28 protein-coding genes are annotated in these 26,892 nt (G+C 61.9%); 8 read left to right on the top strand and 20 right to left on the bottom strand.

Annotated elements, in window-relative coordinates; all coding sequences use genetic code 11:
* Positions 1 to 70: 70 nt before the first annotated feature.
* Positions 71 to 688 carry a 30S ribosomal protein S4 gene (gene rpsD, locus NMG46_RS10825; protein ID WP_254817640.1) on the bottom strand — a complete coding sequence of 206 codons (618 nt, stop codon included), beginning with the start codon at positions 686 to 688 and terminating at the stop codon, positions 71 to 73.
* Positions 689 to 1,068: 380 nt separating this feature from the next.
* Here rpsD and NMG46_RS10820 point away from each other — a divergent pair, with 380 nt between their 5' ends.
* On the top strand, positions 1,069 to 1,281 hold the full coding sequence (locus NMG46_RS10820; RefSeq protein ID WP_023674706.1) for a hypothetical protein: 213 nt from the start codon (positions 1,069 to 1,071) through the stop codon (positions 1,279 to 1,281).
* 89 nt (positions 1,282 to 1,370) lie between these two features.
* On the opposite strand, the gene NMG46_RS10815 is transcribed toward NMG46_RS10820, so the two are convergent.
* The 4 genes from NMG46_RS10815 to NMG46_RS10800 form a co-directional block, all read right to left on the bottom strand.
* Positions 1,371 to 1,559, bottom strand: coding sequence for a DUF3008 family protein (locus tag NMG46_RS10815; RefSeq protein WP_023674705.1), 189 nt, complete (start codon positions 1,557 to 1,559; stop codon positions 1,371 to 1,373).
* Between the two features lie 76 nt (positions 1,560 to 1,635).
* Positions 1,636 to 2,448 (bottom strand): glutamate racemase, encoded by an 813-nt coding sequence (gene murI, locus NMG46_RS10810; protein WP_254817731.1) that lies wholly within the window; start codon positions 2,446 to 2,448, stop codon positions 1,636 to 1,638.
* Between the two features lie 133 nt (positions 2,449 to 2,581).
* Positions 2,582 to 3,253: a hypothetical protein gene (locus NMG46_RS10805; RefSeq protein ID WP_254817639.1), complete on the bottom strand. Its 672-nt coding sequence runs from the start codon at positions 3,251 to 3,253 to the stop codon at positions 2,582 to 2,584.
* Positions 3,254 to 3,331: 78 nt separating this feature from the next.
* The gene (locus tag NMG46_RS10800; protein WP_254817638.1) at positions 3,332 to 4,198 is read right to left on the bottom strand and encodes an RNA methyltransferase; all 867 of its coding nucleotides are present in this window, start codon (positions 4,196 to 4,198) and stop codon (positions 3,332 to 3,334) included.
* 206 nt (positions 4,199 to 4,404) lie between these two features.
* On the opposite strand from NMG46_RS10800, the gene NMG46_RS10795 reads away from it, so the two are divergent.
* Both NMG46_RS10795 and NMG46_RS10790 read left to right on the top strand, forming a co-directional pair.
* Positions 4,405 to 5,616 (top strand): NADP-dependent isocitrate dehydrogenase, encoded by a 1,212-nt coding sequence (locus tag NMG46_RS10795; RefSeq protein ID WP_254817637.1) that lies wholly within the window; start codon positions 4,405 to 4,407, stop codon positions 5,614 to 5,616.
* 9 nt (positions 5,617 to 5,625) lie between these two features.
* Positions 5,626 to 6,252 carry a glutathione S-transferase family protein gene (locus NMG46_RS10790; protein ID WP_254817636.1) on the top strand — a complete coding sequence of 209 codons (627 nt, stop codon included), beginning with the start codon at positions 5,626 to 5,628 and terminating at the stop codon, positions 6,250 to 6,252.
* A gap of 277 nt (positions 6,253 to 6,529) precedes the next feature.
* Here the strand turns inward: NMG46_RS10790 and NMG46_RS10785 are convergent, their stop codons facing one another.
* From NMG46_RS10785 to recA, 3 genes are all read right to left on the bottom strand, one after another.
* Positions 6,530 to 7,309: a PhzF family phenazine biosynthesis protein gene (locus tag NMG46_RS10785; protein WP_254817635.1), complete on the bottom strand. Its 780-nt coding sequence runs from the start codon at positions 7,307 to 7,309 to the stop codon at positions 6,530 to 6,532.
* 58 nt (positions 7,310 to 7,367) lie between these two features.
* Positions 7,368 to 10,034: an alanine--tRNA ligase gene (gene alaS, locus NMG46_RS10780; RefSeq protein ID WP_254817634.1), complete on the bottom strand. Its 2,667-nt coding sequence runs from the start codon at positions 10,032 to 10,034 to the stop codon at positions 7,368 to 7,370.
* A 261-nt stretch (positions 10,035 to 10,295) separates the two neighbouring features.
* Positions 10,296 to 11,393, bottom strand: a complete 1,098-nt coding sequence (gene recA / locus NMG46_RS10775) for a recombinase RecA (RefSeq protein ID WP_023674696.1) — start codon at positions 11,391 to 11,393, stop codon at positions 10,296 to 10,298.
* A 277-nt stretch (positions 11,394 to 11,670) separates the two neighbouring features.
* Here recA and NMG46_RS10770 point away from each other — a divergent pair, with 277 nt between their 5' ends.
* Positions 11,671 to 12,603: a carbohydrate kinase family protein gene (locus tag NMG46_RS10770; RefSeq protein WP_254817633.1), complete on the top strand. Its 933-nt coding sequence runs from the start codon at positions 11,671 to 11,673 to the stop codon at positions 12,601 to 12,603.
* A gap of 34 nt (positions 12,604 to 12,637) precedes the next feature.
* Here the strand turns inward: NMG46_RS10770 and NMG46_RS10765 are convergent, their stop codons facing one another.
* Positions 12,638 to 12,961, bottom strand: coding sequence for a TfoX/Sxy family protein (locus NMG46_RS10765; protein ID WP_254817632.1), 324 nt, complete (start codon positions 12,959 to 12,961; stop codon positions 12,638 to 12,640).
* A gap of 89 nt (positions 12,962 to 13,050) precedes the next feature.
* On the opposite strand from NMG46_RS10765, the gene NMG46_RS10760 reads away from it, so the two are divergent.
* Positions 13,051 to 13,548, top strand: a complete 498-nt coding sequence (locus NMG46_RS10760) for a GFA family protein (RefSeq protein WP_254817631.1) — start codon at positions 13,051 to 13,053, stop codon at positions 13,546 to 13,548.
* A gap of 35 nt (positions 13,549 to 13,583) precedes the next feature.
* Here the strand turns inward: NMG46_RS10760 and sufA are convergent, their stop codons facing one another.
* The 8 genes from sufA to NMG46_RS10720 form a co-directional block, all read right to left on the bottom strand.
* Entirely contained in the window at positions 13,584 to 13,964 is a 381-nt protein-coding gene (sufA, locus tag NMG46_RS10755; protein ID WP_013895897.1) for a Fe-S cluster assembly scaffold SufA, read from the bottom strand.
* A gap of 110 nt (positions 13,965 to 14,074) precedes the next feature.
* On the bottom strand, positions 14,075 to 14,470 hold the full coding sequence (locus NMG46_RS10750) for an SUF system Fe-S cluster assembly protein (RefSeq protein ID WP_254817630.1): 396 nt from the start codon (positions 14,468 to 14,470) through the stop codon (positions 14,075 to 14,077).
* Between the two features lie 5 nt (positions 14,471 to 14,475).
* On the bottom strand, positions 14,476 to 15,717 hold the full coding sequence (locus NMG46_RS10745; protein ID WP_254817730.1) for a cysteine desulfurase: 1,242 nt from the start codon (positions 15,715 to 15,717) through the stop codon (positions 14,476 to 14,478).
* Between the two features lie 124 nt (positions 15,718 to 15,841).
* Positions 15,842 to 17,110 (bottom strand): Fe-S cluster assembly protein SufD, encoded by a 1,269-nt coding sequence (gene sufD, locus NMG46_RS10740; RefSeq protein WP_254817629.1) that lies wholly within the window; start codon positions 17,108 to 17,110, stop codon positions 15,842 to 15,844.
* Positions 17,111 to 17,153: 43 nt separating this feature from the next.
* Positions 17,154 to 17,909, bottom strand: coding sequence for a Fe-S cluster assembly ATPase SufC (gene sufC / locus NMG46_RS10735; RefSeq protein WP_254817628.1), 756 nt, complete (start codon positions 17,907 to 17,909; stop codon positions 17,154 to 17,156).
* A gap of 55 nt (positions 17,910 to 17,964) precedes the next feature.
* A complete protein-coding gene (locus NMG46_RS10730; RefSeq protein ID WP_254817627.1) occupies positions 17,965 to 18,351 on the bottom strand; it encodes a GIY-YIG nuclease family protein in 387 nt (128 codons plus the stop codon).
* Between the two features lie 295 nt (positions 18,352 to 18,646).
* Complete coding sequence (sufB, locus tag NMG46_RS10725; RefSeq protein WP_254817626.1) at positions 18,647 to 20,164, bottom strand: Fe-S cluster assembly protein SufB; 1,518 nt, start codon at positions 20,162 to 20,164, stop codon at positions 18,647 to 18,649.
* 187 nt (positions 20,165 to 20,351) lie between these two features.
* Entirely contained in the window at positions 20,352 to 21,527 is a 1,176-nt protein-coding gene (locus NMG46_RS10720; RefSeq protein ID WP_254817625.1) for a cysteine desulfurase family protein, read from the bottom strand.
* 254 nt (positions 21,528 to 21,781) lie between these two features.
* On the opposite strand from NMG46_RS10720, the gene NMG46_RS10715 reads away from it, so the two are divergent.
* Complete coding sequence (locus tag NMG46_RS10715) at positions 21,782 to 22,456, top strand: alpha/beta hydrolase (RefSeq protein ID WP_023674683.1); 675 nt, start codon at positions 21,782 to 21,784, stop codon at positions 22,454 to 22,456.
* Positions 22,457 to 22,462: 6 nt separating this feature from the next.
* Positions 22,463 to 23,131 carry an FMN-binding negative transcriptional regulator gene (locus tag NMG46_RS10710; RefSeq protein WP_254817624.1) on the top strand — a complete coding sequence of 223 codons (669 nt, stop codon included), beginning with the start codon at positions 22,463 to 22,465 and terminating at the stop codon, positions 23,129 to 23,131.
* Positions 23,132 to 23,170: 39 nt separating this feature from the next.
* Here NMG46_RS10710 and NMG46_RS10705 read toward each other — a convergent pair whose 3' ends face one another.
* Together NMG46_RS10705 and NMG46_RS10700 are read right to left on the bottom strand one after the other, a co-directional pair.
* Positions 23,171 to 23,503 (bottom strand): lipid-A-disaccharide synthase N-terminal domain-containing protein, encoded by a 333-nt coding sequence (locus tag NMG46_RS10705; RefSeq protein WP_254817623.1) that lies wholly within the window; start codon positions 23,501 to 23,503, stop codon positions 23,171 to 23,173.
* The gene (locus tag NMG46_RS10700; protein ID WP_254817622.1) at positions 23,496 to 24,224 is read right to left on the bottom strand and encodes a glycosyltransferase family 2 protein; all 729 of its coding nucleotides are present in this window, start codon (positions 24,222 to 24,224) and stop codon (positions 23,496 to 23,498) included. The genes NMG46_RS10705 and NMG46_RS10700 overlap by 8 nt, the downstream gene beginning before the upstream one ends.
* 230 nt (positions 24,225 to 24,454) lie before the next feature.
* On the opposite strand from NMG46_RS10700, the gene tyrS reads away from it, so the two are divergent.
* A complete protein-coding gene (gene tyrS, locus NMG46_RS10695) occupies positions 24,455 to 25,708 on the top strand; it encodes a tyrosine--tRNA ligase (RefSeq protein WP_254817621.1) in 1,254 nt (417 codons plus the stop codon).
* A gap of 419 nt (positions 25,709 to 26,127) precedes the next feature.
* Here tyrS and NMG46_RS10690 read toward each other — a convergent pair whose 3' ends face one another.
* Positions 26,128 to 26,835: an FMN-dependent NADH-azoreductase gene (locus NMG46_RS10690; protein ID WP_254817620.1), complete on the bottom strand. Its 708-nt coding sequence runs from the start codon at positions 26,833 to 26,835 to the stop codon at positions 26,128 to 26,130.
* Positions 26,836 to 26,892 lie beyond the last annotated feature (57 nt).

Here is a 26,892-nt window from a genome sequence, read left to right as displayed (position 1 = left end):
TGAAAAGGACGAAGAAAGAAAAGGCCGCCTGGAGGGGCGGCCTTCGGTTGTGTCGTGACGAACGCGCCGATCAGCGCGAATAGAATTCGACGACCAGATTCGGTTCCATCTGCACTGCAAACGGAACGTCAGCCAAGCCGGGGATGCGCGTGAAAGTCGCGGTCATCTTGTTGTGGTCGGCCTCGATGTAATCGGGCACGTCGCGCTCGGCCAGGCCCACCGATTCCAGCACGATGACCAGCTGCTTCGACTTCTCGCGCACTTCGATGACATCGCCCGGCTTGCAACGGTACGAGCCGATGTTGACGCGCTTGCCATTGACGTTGACGTGGCCGTGATTGACGAACTGGCGCGCCGCAAAGATGGTCGGCACGAATTTGGAGCGGTAGACGACGGCGTCGAGGCGCGATTCGAGCAGGCCGATCAGGTTCTCCGAGGTGTCGCCCTTGCGGCGGTCCGCCTCTTCATAGACCTTGCGGAACTGCTTCTCCGAAACGTCGCCATAGTGGCCCTTAAGCTTCTGCTTGGCGCGCAGCTGCAGGCCGAAATCGGAAAGCTTGCCCTTGCGGCGCTGGCCATGCTGGCCGGGGCCGTATTCACGCTTGTTGACCGGGGACTTCGGGCGGCCCCAGATGTTTTCGCCAAGACGGCGGTCGATCTTGTACTTCGCGGATTCGCGCTTGCTCATCGCATTCCCTTTCAAAACAACACACCCGGAACCTCATGGTCCGGGTGAAGGAAACGCGCCCTCCTCTGGCCTCCGTTTTCGAGACCTGACAGGATTTTCCACGCAACGCGACGGAAAACCCACGGGACACGTCATTTCAAACAAGACATAAGGAAAGTAACACCGGCTTCCCAAACGTCTTGCACACATAAAGAAAACCACCGGGCATTGCGGCCCGGTGTTGGTGGGCTGGTTAAACGGAGATTTAACCGCTGTCAAGCTTCTGGCTGGCGCGAATCGCCGAACCGGATAGTGTTACGGTTGTAGAACGTGCCGGATGTGGCGGGAGGTTGCGCCAGCGGCATCAGGAAGGGACTGAAGTCAGAGGAGCCGGAATTCGCATGAAGAAGTTCTTCCTTACGTTGGTGGGCGCCGCGGTGATGGCCGGCACGATGGCGGTCGCGCCCGAGCCGGCGCAGGCCCGGCATTGGCATGGGCACAGGCATCACCAGGTCTGCCGCATCGTGGTCAAGAAAAAGGTGGTGTGGCGCCACGGTCATCGCAAGGTTATCCGCTACAAAGTGCGGCGCTGCGGTTGGGGCTGGAACTGGTAATTTTCGCCCTCGCCCGTTGAGACTTCATGGCCCGCGGCTCAGCCGCGGGCTTTTATTGACCGGCATCCGCCGCCAGAATGGTCAGTCGATCAGTGTTTCGACTTCTTTTCCGGCAGGCCTTTGCGCTTGGTCTCGGCGAATTCCTCGAGCTGTTTTTCGCTCATGGATTTATACATTCCCTTCGACGCACCTTTGAGCGCGCCCTTCTTGGTCTCGCCGCGCTTGGCTGACAATGCCGCGCCGGCCGCTTTCTGCTGGGCTTTTGAGGTGGCTGGCATGATGGTTTCTCCCGTTTCCGATGAGAGGAAAACGCATTGTCTGGTGTGATGTTCCCAAAGCGAAAATTGCTTGCGGTCAGGATATCGCCAGGCCAAATCCCTGCATCAGCCGGCGCGTCGGAAAATCGGTGCTGTTCGAGGTGAAGAACGCAAGGTCGGCGCCTTCCGGCAGTGCCTCTCTGCGATAAGCGGCCTCGGTATCGGCAAGCAGCGACAGCGCGCGGCGTGCGATCGCCTCGGCCGGGTCGAGCCAGTCGACCGGCCAAGGTGCTGTCTTGCGCATGCGGTTGACCAAAAAAGGATAATGGGTGCAGGCAAGCACGACGATGTCGGTGCGCAGCCCGTCATGCTCAACGAAGCACGGCGCGATCTCGGCGCGCACGGCGTCCTCGTCGACAAAACCATCGCGCATATATGCTTCGGCCAATCCAGCCAGCCTGTCGCTGCCGACCAGGCGGACGTGGCATTTCTGCGCCCACTTGCTGATCAGGTCGCGCGTGTACTGGCGCTTGACGGTGCCGGGCGTCGCCAGCACCGAAACGAGGCCTGAGCGCGTGCGTTCCGCCGCCGGCTTGATGGCCGGCACGGTGCCGACGAAAGGGTGGCCGGGAAACCGCTCGCGCAACGCATCGATGACCAGTGTCGAGGCGGTGTTGCAGGCGATGACCGAAATGGCCGGCGAAAACCGTTCGAGCAGCCTGGCGAACAACTCCAGAATATGTGTTCTCAGCGCCGTTTCCTCCCAGGCGCCGAAGGGGAACGCCGCGTCGTCGGCGACATAGATGAAGCGGCGGTCAGGCATCAGGACGCGCGCCTCACGCAGCACGGTGAGGCCGCCAATGCCGGAATCGAACATCAGGATCGGACGGGCGCTCGACGGATCGGTCATGGTCATTGAGTCACTAAGGGCTGGGAATCACTAAAGGCTGGGGAATTACAAAACGAGATCACGAGAGAAGGCCGGCCTATGCATTTTGCTTCGGCCAATGATGCTTTGTCCCGGCCGCTTCTATGTGGAACCATCATGGCCTTGATGCGGCGAGACAGGTCACACAAGGCCCCGCTTGCCGAAGCCGCCGGCCCGCGGCCGGCCGGTTGCCGGAGATGCAGGTTGAGATGCAGCATGGTTCGACGGCACCGGCGCGGCGCGCATGGCGTAGGCTGGAGCCAGGGCCGTCACGCCCGCGGCTGACGCTGAACGGGGCGCCGCGGTGCGGCGCAGCGGCCCGGGCGGGTCGAAATCGTCGAAACTCAGGGATGATGCCATATCCGAAGAGCCACCGCCCGCCGGCTTGGCCGCCCAAGATAACGGCCCACAGCCCGACAAGAGCTAATCCCAGCAGGTTAAGGCCGGAATGCGAATCTTCGCCGTCGAATTTTACGACAAGAACAGTGCCGGCCTGCAGAATCGCAAACAGGGTCGAGAACACGATATACGACCAAAGGATCCAACCCGACCCTTGCGCGTCGCGGCTTCGACGCCAGGCGAAATTCGCGCGGAACAGAAAGATCACCAGCGAAGCGACGAGAACGGCCGCGGCCAGACCTTCCCTGGAAGGACCTGGTTTCGAATTGGCCAAGCCCTCGATGCCGATGGTCAGCACGACACACAGCACAAAGGTCACGATTTCCGCAACCAGCAGAGCCACGGAATAGAAGAAAAAGCGAAGACGACCGATATTTGAGCTAAACATCCGAGATCCATCGTTTCGAAAACCATGGATCAAACCAAATAAAATTCGGTTACTGGTAAGACAGCTGCATTTGCGCGCCTAGTCTTTGTCTTTCGCCCTCGCAGCGCGTGCCGCGGCCGCCGGGAGCCGCCTTGGATCGTCGCCGGGCGATCCGTCGCCGCGCGGCATGGCCGGCGAGAACCTATCCAGCGATGATATTATACCGCGCAGCACCTTGAGCTCCGGCTCGGCAAAACCGGGGCGGGTCAGCACCGCGCGCAAATTGTCGACCATCTTCGGCTTCTTCGCTGTCGGGCGGAAATAGCCGCGCGCCTCCAGTGCACCTTCCAGATACGCAAACAGGCCGTGCAATTCTTCCTTGGCAGCCGGCGGCATTTCAGGGCCGGAAAAGTTGGTCATGGTCTCGTGTTCCAGGCCGGACTTCATCCATTCATAGGACATCAGCAGGGCCGCCTGGGCGATGTTGAGCGAGGAGAAGGCTGGATCGACGGGGAAGGTGACGATCTCGTCGGCAAGGCCGACCTCGTCATTATAGAGGCCGAAGCGCTCGCGGCCGAACAGGATGCCGGTGCGCTGGCCGGCCCGCTGCCGCGCCCGCAGCGCCCTGCCCGCCTCGACCGGACCGCGCACCGGCTTGAAATTGTCGCGCGCGCGCGCCGTGGTGGCGAAGACGAAGTTCAAATCGCCGACCGCCGAGGCCAGGTCGTCGAACACCGTGACGGCATCGATGACGTGGTCGGCGCGGCTTGCGGCGGCACGCGCCTTGTCGCTCGGCCAGCCGTCGCGCGGATTGACGAGCCGCAGCTCGGCAAGCCCGAAATTGGCCATGGCGCGCGCAACCATGCCGATATTCTCGCCGAGCTGCGGCTCGACCAGGATGATCGCCGGTCCGGACGCAGGCGTTCCGGAGGCAAGAGGGGTGTCGGGATCCTGGGTAGCGGCCATGGTTGTCAGTGAACTGCTGTTTGCGACATTTCGCAGTCCCCTGCCACATTTGGCGGCGAAAATGAAGCTTTGGCAAGGAATGCCGGCACTACGGCGCGGTTCGCCGTTTGCGCGGCCAAAAAGCCTTTGATATACGGGCCGCATCCCAGGGCCGGCAGCCGTGCGGGCAAGGCCGTTCCGTTCCCCAAAAGCGAGGCATTCTTTCCATGGCGAAGATCAAGGTGGCGAACCCGGTCGTCGAACTCGACGGCGACGAGATGACCCGCATCATCTGGCAGTTCATCAAGGACAAGCTGATCCACCCTTATCTCGACCTCAAGCTCGAATATTACGACCTCGGCATAGAGCACCGCGACGCCACCAACGACCAGGTGACCATCGATTCGGCGAACGCCATCAAGAAATACGGCGTCGGCGTGAAATGCGCGACGATCACACCCGACGAGCAGCGCGTCGAGGAATTCAAGCTGAAGAAGATGTGGAAGTCGCCGAACGGCACCATCCGCAACATCCTCGGCGGCACCATCTTCCGCGAGCCGATCATCATGAAGAACGTGCCGCGGCTGGTGCCCGGCTGGACCAAGCCGATCATCGTCGGCCGCCACGCCTTCGGCGACCAGTACCGCGCCACCGACTTCCGCTTTCCCGGCAAGGGCAAGCTGACGATCAAATTCGTCGGCGAGGACGGCCAGGTGATCGAGCACGATGTGTTCGACGCACCCAGCGCCGGCGTCGCCATGGCCATGTACAATCTCGACGAATCTATCCGCGAATTCGCCCGCGCCTCGCTGAACTATGGCCTGCTGCGTAATTACCCCGTCTACCTCTCGACCAAGAACACAATCCTCAAGGCTTATGACGGCCGCTTCAAGGACATCTTCCAGGAGGTCTACGAGGCTGAGTTCGAAGCCGAATTCAAGGCGAAGAAGCTCTGGTACGAGCACCGGCTGATCGACGACATGGTGGCCTCCAGCCTGAAATGGTCGGGCGGCTATGTCTGGGCCTGCAAGAACTATGACGGCGACGTTCAGTCCGACACGGTGGCGCAAGGCTTCGGCTCGCTCGGCCTGATGACCTCGGTGCTGATGACGCCGGACGGCAAGACCGTCGAGGCGGAAGCCGCGCACGGCACCGTTACCCGCCACTATCGCCAGCACCAGAGGGGCGAGGAGACCTCGACCAATTCGATCGCCTCGATCTTCGCCTGGACGCGCGGCCTCGCGCATCGTGCCAAGCTCGACGACAATGCCGAACTGAAGCGCTTTGCCGAGACCCTGGAAAGGGTCTGCATCCAGACGGTCGAGTCCGGCTTCATGACAAAGGATCTGTCGCTGCTGATCGGTCCCGACCAGCCATGGCTTTCGACCACCGGCTTCCTCGACAAGATCGACGAGAATTTGCAGAAGGCGATGGCCTGAGCCCGCGACATGGGCAAGCCCGTCGTCTACGGCGCGGACTACAGCGTCTATGTGCGCATCGTGCGGCTGGTGCTCGAGGAAAAGGGCGTCGGCTACGAGCTGGTGCCCGTCGACGTCTTTGCCGCGGACGGCATTCCCGGCTGGTACTTCGAGCACCAGCCGTTCGGCCGCATCCCGGCCTTCGAACATGACGGCTTTCGCCTCTACGAGACCGGCGCGATTGCCCGTTATGTCGACGAAGCCTTTGACGGCCCGGCGCTGCAGCCGGTCGAAGCCCGGCCTCGAGCACGCATGAACCAGATCACCGGCATGCTCGATGCCTACGCCTACAGGGCCATGGTCTGGGATGTCGCGGTCGAGCGGCTGGAGAAAACGCCCCCCGACGAAGCTGTGATCGGCAACGGGTTGCGGCAGGCGAGAACGGCATTGCAGGCGCTGTCTTCGCTGAAGGCCGAAGGGCCTTGGCTGTTGGGGACGGACCTGACGCTGGCCGACCTGCACGCCGCGCCAATCATCAGCTATTTCGTCAAGGTCGCCGAGGGGCGAAAACTGCTGGCCGAGTCTGCCGATATCCAGGACTGGTATGCGCGCATCGCGGCGCGTGCGGGTTTTGCGAAGACCGAAAAGGCAGAGTGAGGAGACAAGCATTCGGCAATAGGCCTTCTGGTGATTAGCGAAAGCCGAAGTGACATCCAATCTCCCCCCTTGCGGGGGAGATGTCCGGCAGGACAGAGGGGGGTGTGAAGGATCTCTAACCTTCGACTGATCCTTTCCAATTGGGAGCGGCCTGAGAACGTGGCTCCGATTGGGCTGGCAGTCGGAGGGACAGCACCCCCCTCTGCCCTGCCGGGCATCTCCCCCGCAAGGGGGGAGATCGGCAGCTTCGCCGAAGGCGACCACTGCGAAATACCGCTCAATCGGGAAGGTAAATCTCCGCCTTCATGAAGGTCTTCGCACGGCCTGTGATCAGCACGCGATCTCCGGCCAGCTCGCATAGCAAATGCCCGCCGCGCTGCGAGCATTGGAATGCCGACACATGCGTCTTGCCGAGCTTTTCAGCCCAGTACGGCACCAATGTCGCATGAATGGAGCCAGTCACCGGGTCCTCGGGAATGCCAGCTCCGGGTACGAAATAACGCGAGACGAAATCATGGGCTCGCCCAGGCGCGGTAATGACCAGGCCGAGAGGATGAAAACGTCCGATCCTAAGCAGATCGGGAACGAAAGATCGCACGGTTGTCTCGTCGGCAAGCTCGACAAACAGGTTCTCGAAATTGCGGAAGCTCGCAGCCGGCCGCTGAGGCAATATCGCTTGCAGCGCCGAGTTCAGCTCGTCCTCGATGGGCTGCGGCGGAAAACACGGCAGATCGAGCTGATAGGCGCCTTCCCGTCGGGAAACCCGCAGCTCGCCCACCCGGGTGGCGAAGGCCATTTCGCCCTGACCACCGTATTCCGTAGTCAGCACATGGGCGGCCGCAAGTGTAGCATGGCCACAGAAGTCGACTTCATGAACCGGCGTGAACCAGCGCAAATCCCAACCCTCGCCACTCGGCCGCGCAAACGCGGTTTCAGCAAGATTGTTCTCGTTTGCGATGGCCTGCATCACGTCGTCCGATAGCCAGTCCTCCAAAATGAGAACGGCAGCAGGGTTGCCCTGGAAAGCCCGTTCGGCAAAAGCGTCGACTTGATACATGGTCAACGTTGCCACATCATCCCCGCTGCCACTTCGGCCTGGTCTTACTGGTGCAGATTCACGCAGCTTCCAGCGCCGCCTTCACCGCAGCGATCGCGTCTTCGGCCTTCGAGGCGTCCGGGCCGCCGGCCTGGGCCATATCGGGTCGCCCGCCGCCGCCCTGCCCGCCCAATGCCGCGGACGCGACGCGCACCAGATCGATGGCGCTGAAGCGGCCGGTCAGATCATCGGTAACGGCGACGACGACGCTCGCCTTGTTGTCCTCGCCGGCGCCGACAAAGACGACCACGCCGGAGCCGAGGGACTTCTTGCCGGCATCGGCCAGTGGTTTCAGATCCTTTGGCGAGACGCCCGATACCGCCTTGCCGAGAAAACCGACACCGGCAATCGTTTCGTTTTCCGCAGGCACGCCAGCTGGCGAGCGATCGCCCAGCGCCAGCTTCTTGCGCGCCTCTGTCAGCTCCTTTTCGAGCTTCTTGCGCTCGTCGAGCAGCGCCTCGACACGGGCCGGCACATCGGCCGCCGAAATCCTCAGCGCGGCGGCGGCCGCCTTCAGCCGCTTGTCCTGTTCGTCGAGATGCTTTCTGGCGGCCTCGCCGGTCAACGCCTCGATGCGGCGCACGCCGGCAGCGACCGCGCTGTCGGACACGATGCGCACCAGGCCGATATCGCCGGTCGCCCTGACATGCGTGCCGCCGCATAGCTCGACCGAATAAGGCCGGTTGGCCTTGGCGCCATGCAAGCCCGTGCCCATCGAAACGACGCGCACTTCATCGCCATACTTCTCGCCAAACAGCGCCATGGCGCCCTCGGCGATAGCGTCATCGACAGACATCAGTCGCGTGATCACCGGGCCGTTCTGAAGGACGATCTCGTTTGCCATGCGCTCGACCTCTTCGAGCTCGTCCGGCGAGATCGGCTTGTTGTGCGAAATGTCGAAGCGCAGACGCTCGGGCGCGACCAGCGAGCCCTTCTGCGCCACATGGGTACCCAGCACCTCGCGCAGCGCCTCATGGATCAGATGTGTGGCGGAATGGTTCGCGCGCAGCCTGGAGCGCCGCGCGTGGTCCACCTTCAGCTCGACGGTCGCGCCCGTCTTGACAGTGCCATTGGCCACCCCGCCGAGATGGACGAAAAGCCCATCGGCCTTCTTCTGGGTATCGGATATCTCGATCGAGAACCCGTCGCCCGAAATGACGCCGGTATCGCCCACCTGGCCACCGGACTCGCCATAGAACGGCGTCTGGTTGACAACCACGGCAACGGCGTCGCCTTTGCCGGCACTGTCGACGGTCTTGCCGTCCTTGACCAGCGCCTGGATAAGGCCTTCCGCCTGCTCGGTCTCATAACCCAGGAATTCGGTGGCGCCGGTCTCCTCACGCACCGCGAACCACACCGTCTCGGTTGCGGCCTCACCGGAACCAGCCCAGCTTTTGCGTGCCTCCGCCTTCTGCCGCTCCATTGCCTCGGTGAAGCCGGCAAGGTTGACCGAGATGTTGCGCCGGCGCAGCGCGTCCTGCGTCAGATCGAGCGGAAAGCCATAGGTGTCGTAGAGCTTGAACGCTGTCTCGCCATCCAGCATGTCGCCGGAGGCCAGCTTCTCCGTCGCCTCCGAAAGCAAGCTCAAGCCGCGCACCAGCGTCTTGCGGAAACGAGTTTCCTCAAGCTTCAGCATCTCGGTGATCATCTGTTCGCCGCGCACCAGTTCCGGGTAGGCTTGGCCCATCTCGCGGACCAGCGACGGCACCAGGCGCCACATCAGCGGATCGCGGGCGCCGAGCAACTGCGCGTGGCGCATGGCGCGGCGCATGATGCGACGAAGCACGTAGCCGCGTCCTTCGTTGGACGGCAGCACGCCGTCGGCGACCAGGAAGCAGGACGAACGCAAATGGTCGGCGATGGCCCGGAACGATGCGACGGTGTCCGCATCCGGACCTTTGCCCAGCGCCGACGATGCAGCGTCGATCAGGTGGCGGAACAGGTCGGTTTCGAAGACGCTTTCAACCCCTTGCAGGATGGAGGCCATGCGCTCGAGGCCCATGCCCGTGTCGATCGACGGACGCGGCAGGTCGACGCGCTGTTCCTTCGTCACCTGTTCATACTGCATGAACACCAGGTTCCAGAATTCGAGGAACCGGTCGCCATCCTCCTCGGGGCTGCCGGGGGGGCCGCCCCAGATATGCTCGCCACGGTCGATGAATATCTCCGAACATGGCCCGCAAGGCCCGGTGTCACCCATGGCCCAGAAGTTGTCCGAAGTCGCGATGCGGATGATGCGATCGTCCGAAAGGCCGGCGATCTTCTTCCAGTACGAGGCCGCCTCGTCGTCGGTGTGGTAGACGGTGACCAGCAGCTTGTCCTTCTTCAGCCCGAACTCCCTGGTGATCAGGTTCCAGGCAAGCTCTATGGCGCGCTCCTTGAAATAGTCGCCGAAGGAGAAATTGCCGAGCATCTCGAAGAAGGTCAGGTGGCGCGCGGTGTAGCCGACATTGTCGAGGTCGTTGTGCTTGCCGCCGGCGCGAACACTCTTCTGGGCAGTCGTGGCGCGTGAATAGGGCCGCTTCTCCAGACCGGTGAAAACGTTCTTGAACTGCACCATGCCGGCATTGGTGAACATCAGCGTCGGGTCGTTGCGCGGCACCAGCGGGCTTGACGCGACGACCTCGTGACCTTCCTTGCGAAAATAGTCGAGAAATGCCGACCGGATCTCGTTGACGCCACTCATGAAATACTGCCTTTTCGAGAGAACCGCCGGCTGCCGGCGGAAAATAGACATGGCCTTTTAGCGGTCGCACCGCAGCCTGTCCAGAAACACCAAATGGGCTCAAATTCCCGCTTTCACCAGCGCTTTGAAATGGCTTCTGCCCCGCTATCAAACGCGAACCGCCGGCACGGGGCCGGCGGTTCGAAACGCATCGATTACGCAAACTCAAAATCAAAACATCAAATCGAAACCCGGCTGAGGCTCCGTGAGGCGTCGCTTGCCCTACATCACCCCAGCGTCGTCCTCGAAACCGTCGTCGCTGCTTTCGGAGCCGCCGTTTTCAAGGAATTTCTCGGCGATCAGCCCGGCATTCTGTCGCAGCGCCAGCTCGATCTCGCGCGCCGTGTCGGGATTGTCGCGCAGGAACAGTTTTGCGTTTTCGCGGCCCTGGCCAAGACGCTGCGAATTGTAGGAGAACCAGGCGCCCGACTTTTCGACCACGCCGGCCTTGACACCGAGATCGACCAGCTCGCCGGTCTTGGAGACGCCCTCACCATACATGATGTCGAACTCGACCACCTTGAAGGGCGGCGCCAGCTTGTTCTTGACCACCTTGACGCGGGTCTGGTTGCCGACGACCTCGTCGCGATCCTTGACCGAGCCGATGCGGCGGATGTCGAGGCGAACCGAAGCATAGAATTTCAGCGCATTGCCGCCGGTCGTCGTCTCGGGCGACCCGAACATGACGCCGATCTTCATGCGGATCTGGTTGATGAAGATGACCATGGTGTTGGAGCGCGAGATCGAGGCGGTGAGCTTGCGCAGTGCCTGGCTCATCAGGCGCGCCTGCAGGCCGGGCAGCGAATCGCCCATCTCGCCTTCGATTTCCGCCCGCGGCGTCAGCGCCGCCACCGAATCGACCACCAGCACGTCGATGGCGCCGGAGCGCACCAGCGTGTCGCAGATCTCCAGCGCCTGCTCGCCGGTATCGGGCTGCGAGATCAACAGGTTTTCGAGATCGACGCCGAGCTTGCGGGCATAGACCGGGTCGAGCGCGTGCTCGGCATCGACGAAGGCGCAGATGCCGCCCTTCTTCTGGGCTTCGGCCACCGTGTGCAGCGCCAGCGTGGTCTTGCCCGAGCTTTCCGGCCCGTAGATCTCGACGATGCGGCCGCGCGGCAGGCCACCGACGCCAAGCGCGATGTCCAGCCCAAGCGAGCCGGTCGGCACCGTTTCGATCTCGACGACCTGCTCGTTTGCGCCGAGCCGCATGATCGAGCCCTTGCCGAAGGCACGCTCGATTTGCGACAGCGCCGCATCCAGAGCCTTTGATTTGTCCACCGCTTTGTCCTCTACAAGCCGCAAAGAATTCTGAGCCATGATACATCACCCCGTGGTCGTCAATGGAGGCCGGACAATCCCGCAACCCTTAAAAGAATGTACCTTGTTTGTTCTCATTTGTCAATGAGCGGCAAGGATTTGAAAAATAACGGATATCCATATTTGTTCTTTTTTTGTTTCGTAATTTTGCCTCCGGATGTATCCGGCCTCGGATGCGGCGCCGCTGCCGTCACCAACCGAATCGCACCCGCGATTGCAGGGCTCCGCCCAGCAACCTAGTCTCCTCCCGGGCAACAGCAAAGGGCATTTTGCCGGCATGATGAACTCCCCGACGATCCTGGCCGTGGGCGGCGCCTATATCGAGCGGCGCGGCCGGGTTGCCGGCGCCTTCGTGCCAGCCGCCTTGAACCCCGGCACAATGCGCGAGCATGTTGGCGGCGCCGTCTTCAACGCCTTGCGCTGGGCGGTGCGGCGCGGCGCCTCGGCCTCGCTGCTTTCGGTGCGCGGCGGCGATGCCCTTGGCGACACGGTTTTACGCGCCGTCACCGAGGCCGGCATTGCCGACCTGTCGGCGGTGTTCCTCGACCGGGCAACGCCAAGCCATACGATGCTGATCGATAGCGATGGCGGGCTGATCGCCGGCCTTACCGACATGGTGCTCTACGAGCTGGCGCTTCCCAAGCAAATCCGCCGCGCCAAGGTGCGCGAAGCTATCGGTTCGGCCGATGCGATCCTGTGCGACGCCAACCTGCCGTCGACCGCGCTGGAGCGGCTGGCGGCACTCGCCGCCGGCAAGCCGGTGTTTGCGCTTGCCGTCTCGCCCAACAGAGCGGCGCGGCTGGCGCCGGTGCTCGGACTTCTAGCGTTGGCCTTCATGAACCGGCACGAGGCCGGCGTGATCGCCGGCATTGACATCGATGCTGACGATCAAGGCGTCGTCGACGGGCTGAGGCGCGCCGGCCTGAAAGGTGGCGTGATCACCGCCGGCGACGGTCCGGTACTCGGTTTCGACCAAACCGGCGCATTTTCGATCCTGCCGCCGCCGCTGCAAAAGCTGACCGATGCCACAGGCGCGGGCGACGCATTGGCCGGCGCCACGATCGCTGCCCTGCTGCGTGGCCTGAAGCTGCGCGAAGCGTTGCGTGAAGGCGTCGCCGCCGCGGCGCTCGCCATCGAGAGCGCCGCCTTCACCAGTGCCAGCTTTGCCGAGGCGCTGGCGCTCGTGCCCGAGGCGCGGGACCTGGCATGAAGTGCGGCCCGGAATTGCCGAAGCATAACGCAGCTTATTTGCCGGCGCGCCGTCCTGCCTCGTAGGCGCGGCGTGCCCAGATCGCCATCTCATCCGGATCATCGAAGGCACTGTCGGGAACGCTCCAATAGGGCATCGACACCAGCTTGCCGTGCCGTGAGCCGGTATAGGTCCATTGCCGGCAGCCGGCCGCTTCGAATTCAGGCGCGCTTTCCGCGTCAGCCTTCAGCATCAATTCGTCACGGATGACGACGGCGACGATGACGCCGTCGAAATAGATGCCCTTGCCGCCGAACATCTTGCGGATGCTAACCGGGCCAAGGCCTTCGAAAAGCTCTTCGATGCGCTCATTGTCCATGCGGCGATCATGTCATCCGGATTTCCCCTTGTCATCGCCGCAACCGGCACCATCCTGACAAGTTCAAATCAATTTCGTCGGAGTTTCTCATGCCGCTTCTGCTCAAAGGGTCCTGCCGGTGCAATGCCGTGCGTTTCGAGGTGGAAAGCCACACGCCGGTGCCGTTCATGCTGTGCTACTGCTCGATCTGCCGCAAACAGCAGGGCGGTGGCGGTTTCGCCATCAATCTCGGCGCCGATTACAAGACGTTGAAAATCCAGGGCAAGCGCCATCTCGGCGTCTACCGCGCCGAGATCGAGGACGACGAGCACCCGCACCGCGAAACCTCGACGGGCGAGCGGAACTTCTGCACGAAATGCGGGACGGCGCTCTGGCTCTACGACCCCACCTGGCCGGAGCTGGTGCACCCCTTCGCCTCGGCGATCGACACAGACCTGCCAAAGCCGCCGGAGAAGGTGCATCTCATGCTGAAATACAAGGCGAACTGGGTCGAGCCGGAGATCGGCAAAGGGGACAAGGTCTTCGACGTCTACCCGGAAGAATCGATTGCCGACTGGCACAAACGAACAGGAATGTGGGTGGATTAGGTCCCTTCTCCCCGTGAACGGAGGAGAAGGAAAGATCAGGCGGAAGCGCGCGCTTCAGCCAAGGCCTTCAAATCGGCCGGCTTCAGTTCGACCGATTCGCCGCAGCCACAGGCCGAACTCTGGTTCGGGTTGTGGAAGGTGAAGCCGGTGCGCAGCGTCGTCTGCTCGAAATCCATCTCGGTGCCGAAAAGGAAAAGTGCTGCCTCCGGCGCGACATAGACGTGTGCGCCGTCGCGCTCGATATGGTCGTCCTTGGTGTTGGGTTCGGTCACCAGGTCGACCGTATATTCCATGCCGGCGCAGCCGCCCTTCTTGATGCCAAGGCGAATGCCATGCGCATTCTCGCGGGTCGCGACGATCTCGCGCACGCGGTCGGCGGCCTTTTCGGTCATCGTGATGACGGCGAAGCGTCCCATGTTTTCCTTCTCCATTGCGCGCAGGTTCAAGGCCTGCCGAATGATTCCTCACCTAAAATGGTGAAGTTTTGTACCCGGCGCAAGTGCGCCAGCCTCTGGCTGGTCGGATGCTAGTACCAGCCCACCGCCACCTGTGCCTCTTCCGACATGCGGTCGGGCGACCAGGGCGGGTCGAAGGTCATGTTGACCTCGACGCCGGAGACGCCTTCGACGGCGCCGACGGCATTTTCCACCCAACCCGGCATTTCGCCGGCCACCGGGCAGCCGGGTGCAGTCAGCGTCATGTCGATCTTGACCGAGCGGTCGTCCTCGATGTCGATCTTGTACACGAGGCCGAGCTCATAGATGTCGGCCGGGATTTCCGGGTCGTAGACCGTCTTCAGCGCCGAGACGATGTCGTCGGTCAGCCGCGCCAGTTCGTCGGCAGGAATCGTTGACCCGGAAACCGCCGCATTGGTGGTCGTATCCAGTGCCGTGCTTTCGGCGGTGTGGCTGGCATCATCCATAATCGTCACCCGAAGAACTTTCGCGCCTTCTCCAGCGCATCGGCCAAAGTGTCGACTTCGGCCCTGGTATTATACATGCCGAACGATGCCCTGCATGTGGATGTTACGCCGAAGCGTTTCAACAGCGGCTGGGCGCAATGCGTGCCGGCGCGGACCGCCACGCCCTGCCGGTCGATAACCATCGACACGTCATGGGCGTGGATGCCCTGCAGCTCGAACGAGATGATGGCGCCCTTGCCGGGCGCATCGCCGAAGATGCGCAGCGAGTTGATGGCGCGCAGCCGCTGATGCGCATAGTCCTTCAAATCGGCCTCGTGCGCTGCGATGCGCTCACGGCCGATCTTTTCCATGTATTCCAGCGCAGCACCAAGCCCGATCGCCTGCACGATCGGCGGCGTGCCGGCCTCGAAACGGTGCGGCGGGTCGTTGTAGGTGACGATGTCTTGCGTCACCTCCTCGATCATCTCGCCACCGCCCATGAACGGGCGCATGCGCTCCAGAATATCCTTCTTGCCGTAGAGCACGCCGATGCCCGACGGGCCATAGACCTTGTGGCCGGTGAAGACGAAGAAATCACAGTCGAGGTCCTGCACGTCGATCGGCATGTGCACGGCGCTCTGGCTGCCGTCGACCAGCACCGGAATGCCGCGGGCATGGGCAATGCGCACGATCTCCTTGATCGGCGTCACCGTGCCCAGCGCGTTCGACATATGGGTGATGGCAACCAGTTTTGTGCGGTCGGTCAGCCGCTTCTCGAATTCCTCGGTGTGGAAGACACCGAGATCGTCGACCGGCACCCAGACCAGTTTCGCGCCCTGCCGTTCGCGGATGAAATGCCACGGCACGATGTTGGAATGGTGCTCCATGATCGAGAGCACGATCTCGTCGCCTTCGCCGATATTGGGCATGCCGAAACCGTAGGCGACCGTGTTGATCGCCGCCGTGGTGTTCGAGGTGAAGACGATGTTGTCGGTGCTCGGTGCGTTGAGGAAACGGCGCACCGTCTCGCGCGCCTTCTCATAGGCGTCGGTCGCGGCATTGGACAGGAAATGCAGGCCGCGGTGGACGTTGGCATATTCCTGGGAATAGGCGTGCTGGATAGCGTCGAGCACGGCCTGCGGCTTCTGCGCCGAGGCGCCATTGTCGAGATAGACCAGCGGTTTGCCGTAGACTTGCCGCGACAGGATCGGGAAGTCGCGGCGGATCGCCTCGACGTCGTAAGGAATGTTTTCGACTTTCTGGTCCATCGTCTCGACCGTCATCCTTGGGCTTGTTCCGAGGATCTACTAGCCCTCGGATTTTGCCAGTTCCTGGTCCCACGCGGCAGATCCTCGGGACAAGCCCGAGGATGACGCCGGAATCTTAAGCCACTCACCCGTGCGCCACGAACCAGTTGTCGAGCCGTGCTTCCAGCGCCTCGACGATGGCCTCGTCGTCCAGTTCCTCGATCACTTCGGCGACGAAGGCTTTGACCAGCAGGCCGCGCGCGGTCTTCTCGTCGATGCCGCGCGCCATCAGATAGAACAGATGGCCGTGGTCGATCTCGGTGACGGTCGCGCCATGGCCGCAGACGACGTCGTCGGCGAAGATTTCAAGCTCCGGCTTGGTCGAGAACTCGCCGTCATCCGACAGAAGCAGCGTGTTGCAGGCCATCTTGGCGTTGGTCTTCTGCGCATATTGGTGGACATTGATGCGGCCCTGGAAAACGCCGCGCGCTCTGCCGGTCACCACGTTGCGGATGACTTCGGTCGAGGCGGTGTGCGGCACGGCATGGTCGAGCACCATGGTGACGTCGGAATGGGTGTCGCCGGCCAAAAGGTTGATGCCGCGCAGCGTGAATTCGGCGCCCTCGCCGGTCGTCTTCACAACGACCTCCTGGCGGACAAGCTTACCGCCGGCATTCATGACGAACAGCGTCAGTTTCGAATTTTTGCCGAGATGCGCCTTGAACTGGGCGAGATGCGTCGCCGTATCCGGCTGCTCCTGCACGACCAGCCATGTCACTTCGGCTCCCTCGCCAAGCACAAGCTGGCTGACCGAGCTGACCAGTGCCGCCCCCTCGCCCGTCTGGCGCTCGACGACGACAGCCTTGGCGCCGGTGCCGACGCGGACGGTCAGCCGCACATGCGACTGTCCGCCGGCCTGCAAATTCTGCAATTCGACCGGCTTATCCAGTTGAGCACCGTCGGCGATGTCGACGAAATAGCCGTCGGCGACAAAGGCGGTGTTGAGCGCGCCGATGGCGTCGTCGCTGCCATAAGACTCAAGCCCAGATGCTGCGCTGCCGTCAGTCAGCTTCTCCGACAGGCGCTGCACGGCAACGCCTTCGATATCGGGCAGTTTCATACTCGAAACGCCGTTCAGCACCGGCAAAACGCTGGAGCCCTCGACGATCGGCGCAATGGCTTTCGCGACCGCTGCCGGATCGAAGTCCGGCACCGAAATCAGCAGCCGGCGCAGGTCCGTATAGTGCCAGGATTCGATGCGCCGCGTCGGCAGGCCACTCTTGATCGCCTCGATGGCGTCGTCGCGCTTCAGCATGACCGCGCCGTCGCCGGGCAGCAGCGAGAGCCGCTCGCCAAAGGCGTCGATCAGCGCCGTTTCGGCCGGTGTCCGCTGGGGTGTCGTGTGCATATTCATCAGTATCGCCTTGTTTGGCTTGCCTTCCGGGCCTGCTGGCATCTCACGCGGCTTGCCCGATCACGCCGGCATAGCCATTGGCCTCGAGGTCGAGCGCCAGCGACTTGTCGCCCGACTTGATCACCTGTCCCCTGTAGAGCACGTGCACCGTATCGGGCACGATGTATTGGAGGAGGCGCTGGTAGTGGGTGATGACGACGATGGCGCGGTCCGGCGAGCGCAGCGTGTTGACGCCGTCCGCGACGATCTTCAGCGCGTCGATATCGAGGCCGGAATCGGTCTCGTCGAGGACGCAAAGCTTCGGCTCGAGAAGCTTCATCTGCAAGATCTCGGCGCGCTTCTTCTCGCCGCCGGAAAAGCCGACATTGAGCGGCCGCTTCAGCATCGCCATGTCCATGTTGAGCGAGGCGGCAGCTTCCTTCACGCGCTTCAGAAATTCCGGGATCTTCAGCGGTTCCTCGCCGCGCGCCTTGCGCTGCTCGTTCATCGCCACTTTCAGGAATTCCATCGTCGCCACGCCCGGTATCTCCATCGGGTACTGGAAGGCGAGAAAGATGCCGGCAGTTGCGCGCTCAGCCGGATCCATGTCGAGGATCGACTGGCCGTTGTAGAGGATGTCGCCCTCGGTGACCTCATAATCCTCGCGCCCGGCAAGGATATAGGACAGCGTCGATTTTCCCGAGCCGTTCGGCCCCATGATGGCGGCGACCTCACCGGCCTTCACCGAAAGATTCAGGCCGCGGATGATCTCGGTGCCGTCATCGACGATACGGGCATGGAGGTTTCTGATTTCAAGCATTCCATTCGTCCTATCCGTAGCCGTCTGCCCGGCTAAACTCGATTTAACAACTGCTTCAAGGCTTCGGCGCCCGACCGCAGTACTCAAACACCGCCGGCCTTTTAATTGTAGTTACCCACATCATCGTGCTCGGATGAGGCTGATAGACATTCTCAATCTCATCAATGCTCTCATACAAATCCAGCCAAGTCGGGTTTAGACCTTCAATCAGATTCGTCTTCCATTCGCGGAGATAGCGCTTCAAAGACTTTTCGCGCTGAATCGCGAGAACGATATTCGGGTGCCGCTCAAACCAAACCAGATTCTTTGCCTTGTATTTCGAGGTAAAACCCCGGTGCACATCATTACGGTGTTCCCACACTCGCGCATGCAAATCACTGGTTACGCCAGTGTAGATAACTCCACGCGGCTTATCGGACATCATGTAAACAAAGCCGGTCATTTTCCTGCTGACGACCTACGCAAGGCACCGCCATCCTTAAAATTTGTGCGGTCATCTTTGAACTTCGCGCCGACGTTACTGAGTTTCGCTCCGTCATCCTCGGGCTTGTCCCGAGGATCCGCTGTCCAACAGAGGTGTGGCGCGATCCGTATTGAGAGGCCGGTAGATCCTCGGGACAAGCCCGAGGATGACGGAGCGAAACTCAGTAACGTCGGCGCAAAGCCCGAGGATGACGGCGCCAAATCCGGAGATGATGGTGCCAAGCTCACAGATGACCACGCAAAGCCAGAGCTCATCACCCAACGCTCCCCTCGAGGCTGATGCCGATCAGCTTCTGCGCCTCGACGGCGAATTCCATCGGCAGCTGCTGGATGACGTCCTTGACGAAACCGTTGACGATCAGCGCGATCGCCTCTTCTTCCGGAATGCCACGCTGCATGACGTAGAATTTCTGATCCTCGGAAATCTTCGACGTCGTCGCCTCATGCTCGAACTGCGCGGTCGAATTCTTGGCTTCCATGTAGGGCACGGTGTGCGCGCCGCACTGGTCGCCGATCAAGAGCGAGTCACAGTTGGTGAAGTTGCGGGCGTTGGTCGCCTTGCGGTGCGCCGAGACCTGGCCGCGATAGGTATTCTGCGAGAAGCCGGCGGCAATGCCCTTGGAGATGATGCGGCTCGACGTGTTCTTGCCGAGATGGATCATCTTGGTGCCGCTGTCGACCTGCTGGTAGCCGTTCGACACCGCGATCGAATAGAACTCGCCGCTGGAATCGTCGCCGCGCAGGATGCAGCTCGGATATTTCCAGGTGATGGCCGAACCGGTCTCGACCTGCGTCCACGAAATCTTCGACCGATGGCCGCGGCAGTCGCCGCGCTTGGTGACGAAATTATAGATGCCGCCCTTGCCTTCGGCGTCGCCTGGATACCAGTTCTGCACCGTCGAATATTTGATCTCGGCATCGTCGAGCGCGATCAGTTCGACCACCGCGGCGTGAAGCTGGTTCTCGTCACGCTGCGGCGCCGTGCAGCCTTCGAGATAGGAGACGTAAGCCCCCTCCTCGGCGATGATCAGCGTGCGCTCGAACTGGCCGGTGTTCTTCTCGTTCATGCGGAAATAGGTCGACAATTCCATCGGGCAGCGCACGCCCTTGGGCACGAAGACGAACGAACCGTCGGTGAACACGGCTGAATTCAGCGTGGCGTAAAAATTGTCGGTGGTCGGCACCACCGAGCCGAGATATTTCTTCACCAGCTCCGGATGCTCGCGGATCGCTTCCGAGATCGAGCAGAAGATGACGCCGGCCTGCGCCAGTTCCTTCTTGAAAGTGGTCACGACCGAGACGGAATCGAACACCGCATCGACGGCGACGCGGCCGGACTTGTAGACGTTGTCGCTGGCTTCCTCGAGCTCCGAGGCATCGGTCTTCTGGACGCCGGCGAGGATTTCCTGTTCCCTGAGCGGAATGCCGAGCTTCTCATAGACCTTCAGCAGTTCGGGATCGACCTCGCTGAGCGAAGTCGGGCCGGGCGTGCTCTTGGGCGCCGCGTAATAATAGATGTCCTGGAAATCGATTTTGGGATAGTGGACGCGCGCCCATTTCGGCTCGTCCAGCGTCAGCCAGCGGCGATAGGCTTCCAGGCGCCATTCCAGCATCCAGGACGGCTCGTCCTTCTTCGCCGAAATGAAGCGGATAATGTCTTCACTCAGGCCCTTGGGGGCCTTGTCCATCGCGATTTCGGTCTGGAATCCGTATTTATACTGGTCGACATCGATCTTTCGAACTCGATCGATCGTCTCCTGCACAGCAGGCATCAGCGTTCTCCATCCACGCCGGGGTCAAGGCCCGGCAGTTTTCAAACTATGGCACCGCGAACGAGCACCCTTGGGCACCCGCGGCGGCGTAAGTTTCATATAGTGCGTTCATGCCGGAAATTCACCCGGCCAAATTCGAACGCACGGCTCTACCAGGCCACAAGGCCCAAATATTCCTTCGCCGCGCTCAGGCGGCCTTTTCCCTGTTCGCCTTTTCCCTACCGGCTTGCCGTGCAACGATCGTCGCCAGCGCCGCGCGAAACAGCTCGATATCCTCGGCGCTGGTCGCGTGGCCGATGGACACACGCAAGGCGCCAACGCTATCGCCGTAACCCATGGCTTTCAGCACGTGACTCGGCCCGACTTTGCCCGACGAACAGGCCGATCCGGCCGACAGCGCCACACCGGCAAGGTCGAAGGCGATCTGCGCCGTCTCGGCCTTGATGCCGATAGCGAAGAATGTGGTATTGGCAAGCCTTGCAGCGCCGGTCCCGAAGATTTCGGCGTCCGGAACAAGCTTTTTAACGATCGCCTCGATTTCGTCGCGACGCTGCCGCACCGCTTCGATCGTTTGCAAGCCGGCAGACGCTTCGCTAGCGGCCGCACCAAACCCGGCAATCGCCGCCAGGTTTTCGGTGCCGCCCCGATGGCCCTTTTCCTGGCCGCCGCCGCTGACCAGGGGTTTTGGCATCATCAGGTCCGACGCCGCGACAATGGCGCCGACGCCCTTGGGGCCGCCGATCTTGTGCGACGAGAGAATAAAATAGTCTGCGTAAGCCTCTGATATATCGAGCGGAATGCGGCCGGCTGCCTGCACGGCATCGACGACCAGGATGCCACCCGCCGCCTTGACGATTTCGGCGATGCGGCCGACCGGCTGGATTACGCCGGTTTCATTGTTGGCAGCGTGGATGGCCACCAGCGGCAAGCCTTCGGCCTTGTCATGCTGGGCGAGAGCCTCGGCCAAAACGTCGAGCCTGACGACGCCGCCGGCGTCGACGCCGATCCGTATCACCTGCGCCGCTGGGAAACGCCCGCCGTTCAGCAGGCAAGGATGATCGGCCTCGGACACATAGAGCCGGCTCATACGGACAGCACCGCGCCCCATCTGCCAGTCCGGCGTCAGCAGCGTCGAGGCCGCTTCCGTCGCGCCGGAGGTGAATACGACATGCTCGGCCCCGGCGTTGACCAGTCGCGCCACATTGCGCCTGGCATCCTCGATCAGCCGCCGCGCAGCGCGGCCCTCGGCATGGACGGAGGACGGGTTGGCGGCGACGTCGAGCGCGGCGACCACCGCCGCGCGCGCGGCGGCAAGCAGCGGCGCGCTGGCATTGTAGTCGAGATAGGCGCGTGCTCCGGCCATTTCCGTCCAACTGGTCCCTTCAAAAGCCGTTCCGCGAAGATAGCGCGTTATTTCCTTGAAATTGCAAGGCAAGACGTCCTATTTACGCGGCTTGCGGCGCGGGTGGCCGAGCCACAGTTTTGGCCGCCCAGTTTTGAACAATTCTAAACTAGCTTCTAGAAAGACGCTCGCCCTGCGTCAAGGCCTAGGGAAAACTGGGGCCAGAGGAAAAGTTGTTCCGGGCGCCGCGCAATTTATGCCAAGTGGAGTATTTCATGCCTGAGGTCATTTTCACCGGTCCGGCCGGCCGTCTGGAGGGTCGCTATCAGCCCTCGAAGGAAAAGAGCGCGCCGATTGCCATCGTCCTGCACCCGCACCCCCAGTTCGGCGGCACGATGAACAACAAGATCGTCTACGACCTCTTCTACATGTTCCAGAAGCGCAATTTCACCACGCTGCGCTTCAATTTCCGCGGCATCGGCCGCAGCCAGGGAGAGTTCGACCACGGCACCGGCGAGTTGTCCGACGCTGCGGCAGCGCTCGACTGGGTGCAGTCGCTGCATCCGGATTCCAAGAGTTGCTGGGTTGCCGGCTATTCGTTCGGCTCGTGGATCGGCATGCAGCTTCTCATGCGCCGGCCGGAGATCGAGGGCTTTATCTCGGTCGCGCCCCAGCCCAATACCTATGATTTCTCGTTCCTGGCGCCATGCCCGTCGTCCGGCCTGATCATCCACGGCGACGCCGACAAGGTCGCGCCGCCCAAGGACGTGCAGGGCCTGGTCGACAAGCTGCACACGCAAAAAGGCATTACCATCACCCAGAAGACCTTGCCCGGCGCCAACCATTTCTTTGCCAACCATGCGGAGCTTCTGATCGAGGAATGCGCGGACTACCTCGACCGCCGGCTGGCCGGGGAACTGTCCGACCCACGGCCGAAGCGGCTGAGATAGTCGGCGATGTACCAACCGCCCCACTTCCAGGAAACCCGGCAGGACGTCCTGCACGGGCTGATCCGGTCGCATCCGCTTGGCCTGCTGGTCTCGAACGGCGCCGAGGGGCCGATCGCCAACGCAATTCCCTTTCTTCTAGACGCGCCCTCCCTGCTCAACGCGGATGTGCCGCCGAACGGCAGGCTGCGCGCCCATCTGGCCAAGGCCAATCCGCAATGGCGGCTTTTGGCCGACAATCCCCTGGCGCCGGTGCTGGTCGTCTTCCAGGGCGCCGATGCCTATGTGACGCCGTCCTGGTATGAGACCAAGCGTGAAACCGGCAAGGTGGTACCGACCTGGAACTACGCCATCGTCCAGGTGCGCGGCATCGTCACGGTGATCGAAGACCAGGATTGGCTGGCCGAGCAGATTTCCGATCTGACGATGTCGCAGGAGGGCAGCCGCTCGGCGCCATGGGCGGTGACCGACGCGCCGGCACCCTTCATCCAGTCACAGATCAAGGGCATCGTCGGCCTGGAAATCGAAATCACCGAAATCAGCGGCAAGTGGAAAGTCAGCCAGAACCGCCCGGCCGCCGACCGCATCGGTGTCGCCGAGGGGCTCGAGAGCGAGACCGCCAACTCGGCCGACATGGTCCAGTTGGTAAGGTCCTACGGCGGGCTGGACGGCAAGTAATCTGGGTTGCTTGCTCGACCGGTTCAGGCGGTGGCGGGCTCAATCGACCTCGGTCATCGCCGCTTTGCGCTCGTTGGCGATCAGCCAGAGATTGCGGATATAGATCAACAGGCCCATGGCCTGGCCGGCGATGAACACCGGATCCTGACGCTGGATGGCGTAGATCAGCAGCAGGCCGCCGCCGAACAGCGAAAAGAACCAGAAGGCAATCGGCACGACGCTGCGCTTGGCTTTTTCCGACGCCACCCACTGCACCAGAAAGCGCATGGTGAAGAAGAACTGGGCGACGAAGCCGAGCAGCACCCAGGCATCGAATTGCTTGACGAAAACATCGTGAAGCCAGGTCGCCAATTCCTGAAGCACGTTACCCATGCCTGATTTCCTCTACTTTGGGCATTCTGCGGCGCCTGCGGCGCAGCCACCAGACGCCGGCAAGATCGAGCACGCCCTGAAGGCCGCGATCGAAGATGCCGTAGTTCGATTTGCCGTGACGGCGGGAGCGGTCGACGACGTCGCAATGGACGACGCGGTAGCCCTCCTGGATGACCAGCGCTGGAACAAAGCGATGGGTGCCGTCGAAGAAGGGCAATTTCCGCAAAATGTCGGTGTGAATCGCCTTGAGACCGCAGCCGGTATCCCGCGTCTCGTCGTGCAGGATGGCTTTTCTCAGCCCGTTGGCGAAACGCGACGCCAGTTGCTTGATCTTGCTGTCGCGGCGCTTCAGACGCTGTCCCTGCGCGGCCCCGACTTCGGGACCAGCCTGCCGCAGCGCGTCGATCAACACCGGGATGTAACCGGGGTCGTTCTGACCGTCGCCGTCAATGGTGGCAACGATATCGCCGCGCGCCGCCCAGGCGCCTGAGCGCACCGAGAGCGACTGTCCGGCGGATTTTTCATGCCTGAGATGGCGCAGCGGAAACCGGCGAAGCGCTGCTTCTGCGGCAAGCACCGAAGGCGTATCGTCTGTCGAGCCATCGTCGACGACAATGACTTCGAAGTCCCGCCCGGCCATGGCAATGCCTATCTCGTCGAGCAGAAGCGGCAGGTTCGCCGCCTCGTTCCGGCAAGGAATGACGATGGATATCTCCGGCATCTCGACTCTGTCACAGGATATGGCATTCGATCGATGCCGCGCGGTCCAGAGGAAGAGCCCCGCTGGCGCGGCGCCTCATTACGCCAGCCGAAACAATGACGCAAGCAGGCCGCACGCTATCCGCGCGGACACAAAACCGGATTCCACTTTTGCTGATCGCGCTTGAGTGCTAAACGCCGCCTTCATGCATAGCCGGGCCGCGTTCGGCCGGGAGCTCTTCGGGAAAGAAAATGTCCGCCTTCAAATCCGATTTCCTGCGCACCATGAGCGAGCGCGGTTTCATCCACCAGACCTCGGACGATGCCGGCCTCGACCAGCTTTTCGCCACGGAAACGGTGAGCGCCTATATCGGCTTCGACGCCACCGCGAGGAGCCTGCATGCCGGGTCGCTGATCCAGATCATGATGCTTTACTGGCTGCAGCAGACCGGCCACCGGCCGATCGCGCTGATGGGCGGCGGCACCTCGATGATTGGCGATCCGTCGTTCAAGGACGAGGCGCGCAAGCTTTTGACGCCGCAGGATATCGAGGACAATCTTGCCGGCATCCGCCGCAACTTCACGCCTTACCTCAAATTCGGCAGCGGCCCGAACGACGCCGTCATGATCGACAATGCCGACTGGCTGATGGATATCAACTACGTCAATTTCCTGCGCGATGTCGGCCGGCATTTTTCGGTCAACCGCATGCTGGCCTTCGATTCAGTCAAGCTCCGGCTGGATCGCGAGCAGTCGCTATCGTTCCTCGAATTCAATTACATGATCCTGCAGGCCTACGACTTCGTCGAGCTCTACAAGCGCCTCGGTTGCCGGCTGCAGATGGGCGGCTCCGACCAGTGGGGCAACATCGTCAACGGTATCGATCTCGGCCATCGCATGGAAGGCGCGCAGCTCTATGCGCTGACGACGCCGCTGCTCACCACCTCGTCCGGCGCCAAGATGGGCAAGTCCGCCTCGGGCGCGGTCTGGCTCGATGCGGAGATGTTGAGCCCGTACGAGTTCTGGCAATATTGGCGCAACACCGAGGATGCCGATGTCGGCCGTTTCCTCAAGCTCTACACGACCTTGCCGCTCGCCGAGGTCGCGCGCCTCGAACGGCTCGGCGGCTCGGAGATCAACGAAGCCAAGAAGATCCTCGCCACCGAAATCACCGCCATGCTGCATGGCCGCGCGGCGGCAGCGGAGGCCCGCGAAACGGCGCGCAAGACGTTCGAAGAAGGAGCGCTCGCCGAAACACTGCCAACAGTCGAGGTGGGCCGGGCCGATCTTGAAGCCGGCGTCGGCATATTGTCGCTGTTCGTCACCGCCGGGCTGGCTGCGTCCAACGGCGAGGCACGGCGGCATATCCAGGGCGGCGCCATGCGCCTGAACGATCAGCCCGTGTCAGACGATCGCAGGATGGTGACGCTGCAGGATCTGGGGCCGGAAAACGTCGCAAAGCTGTCGCTTGGCAAGAAGAAGCACGTTCTGGTGCGGCCGGTCTGACCAGGGCCCGCCCTTCTGTTAGATCTTTTCCGAAACCGGTTTCATCTTGCGGCGCTGGACCTTAGGTTCGGAATCACGGCCGAGAGCTCCCGAGAATGGCCGAGATGCCATTCGTCTCATCGATCGGAAGGAGCAGGTAGCGCAAATTGCGGACGTTCTGCGGCGCTTCGATGAACGTCTTGTTCGGGGCCGGAAGCGGACCGCCTGCTCGTAGAAGCGAGATTTACACAAGCTGACATTAAGTTCCGCGCGAGCAGCCTCCTGATCTGATCCAAAACGGTCCTTGCCGGGACTGATCCATTGCCTGAAGGCGGACGTAGGTAGAATCGGTGCGCCTGCCCCGGCTTAGGCGACGTTGCGGACGTCCGTTCTCCAAAGTTGTTACGCCGGGTGGACGGGGATGCACGTGCAAGCTGGGGTCAGAACGGGTTATCAACGCGCTTGTCCGCAGCAAGCGCTTCATAATCATGCATCGCCTCTGTTGTGCGTGACAGGAGGTCTTCCGCCAGCCGCGACGCGGCCTCTCGCGCATCCTGGCGAGCCGCATGATCAATGTCAGATCCAAAGAGGGTCTTCTGGATGATTAGACTGCGGACATCTTCGATACCGATGAAGCGCAACCACGCTTCTATATAAGGTTTTTGAAAGTCGAAGCGCTGCGCCGGAGTGATGGATTGCGACGCATAGTCGAGACCTCGCGCATAGACGACCACTGCGATCTTATCCCTGAGCAGTCCTCCGAACCCGTGTTCAGGATCGAACGAGAAAAGGATATCCTTCTGCGATACCAGGTCGATGAAGTGCTTGAGCTTGTAGGGAATGCTGAAATTCCACAGAGGCGTCGACAGCAGGACAATATCCGCCCAGTGCAGTTGTTGCGCCAACTCTTGCAATGTGGCCCATGCCTGCTGTTGAGAATGGGTAAGCGGCGTGCCGCTGAGCCCCGCATATTTGGCCAACATCGCGTCCTCACCGAAATCTGGGAGGTCGACATCCCATAGGTCGAGCGTTGAAATCTCCAAGTCGGATCGCCGAGCACGATAGCTTTGAACAAAGGCGTCGGCGACCTCACGCGAGGCGGAACGCTCTTTGCGGGGCGAGGAAACGATATGCAGTAGCCTGGTCATGGATCACCCTTGCTCATTGTGACGAACCACATTGCGTCATATTTCAATTCGATATAG

The organism is Mesorhizobium sp. LMG 17147 (assembly GCF_024297145.1).
Taxonomy (GTDB): Bacteria; Pseudomonadota; Alphaproteobacteria; order Rhizobiales; family Rhizobiaceae; genus Mesorhizobium.
The sequence above is the reverse complement of the archived record's forward strand: the minus strand, read 5'-3'. Positions and strand labels throughout refer to the sequence as shown.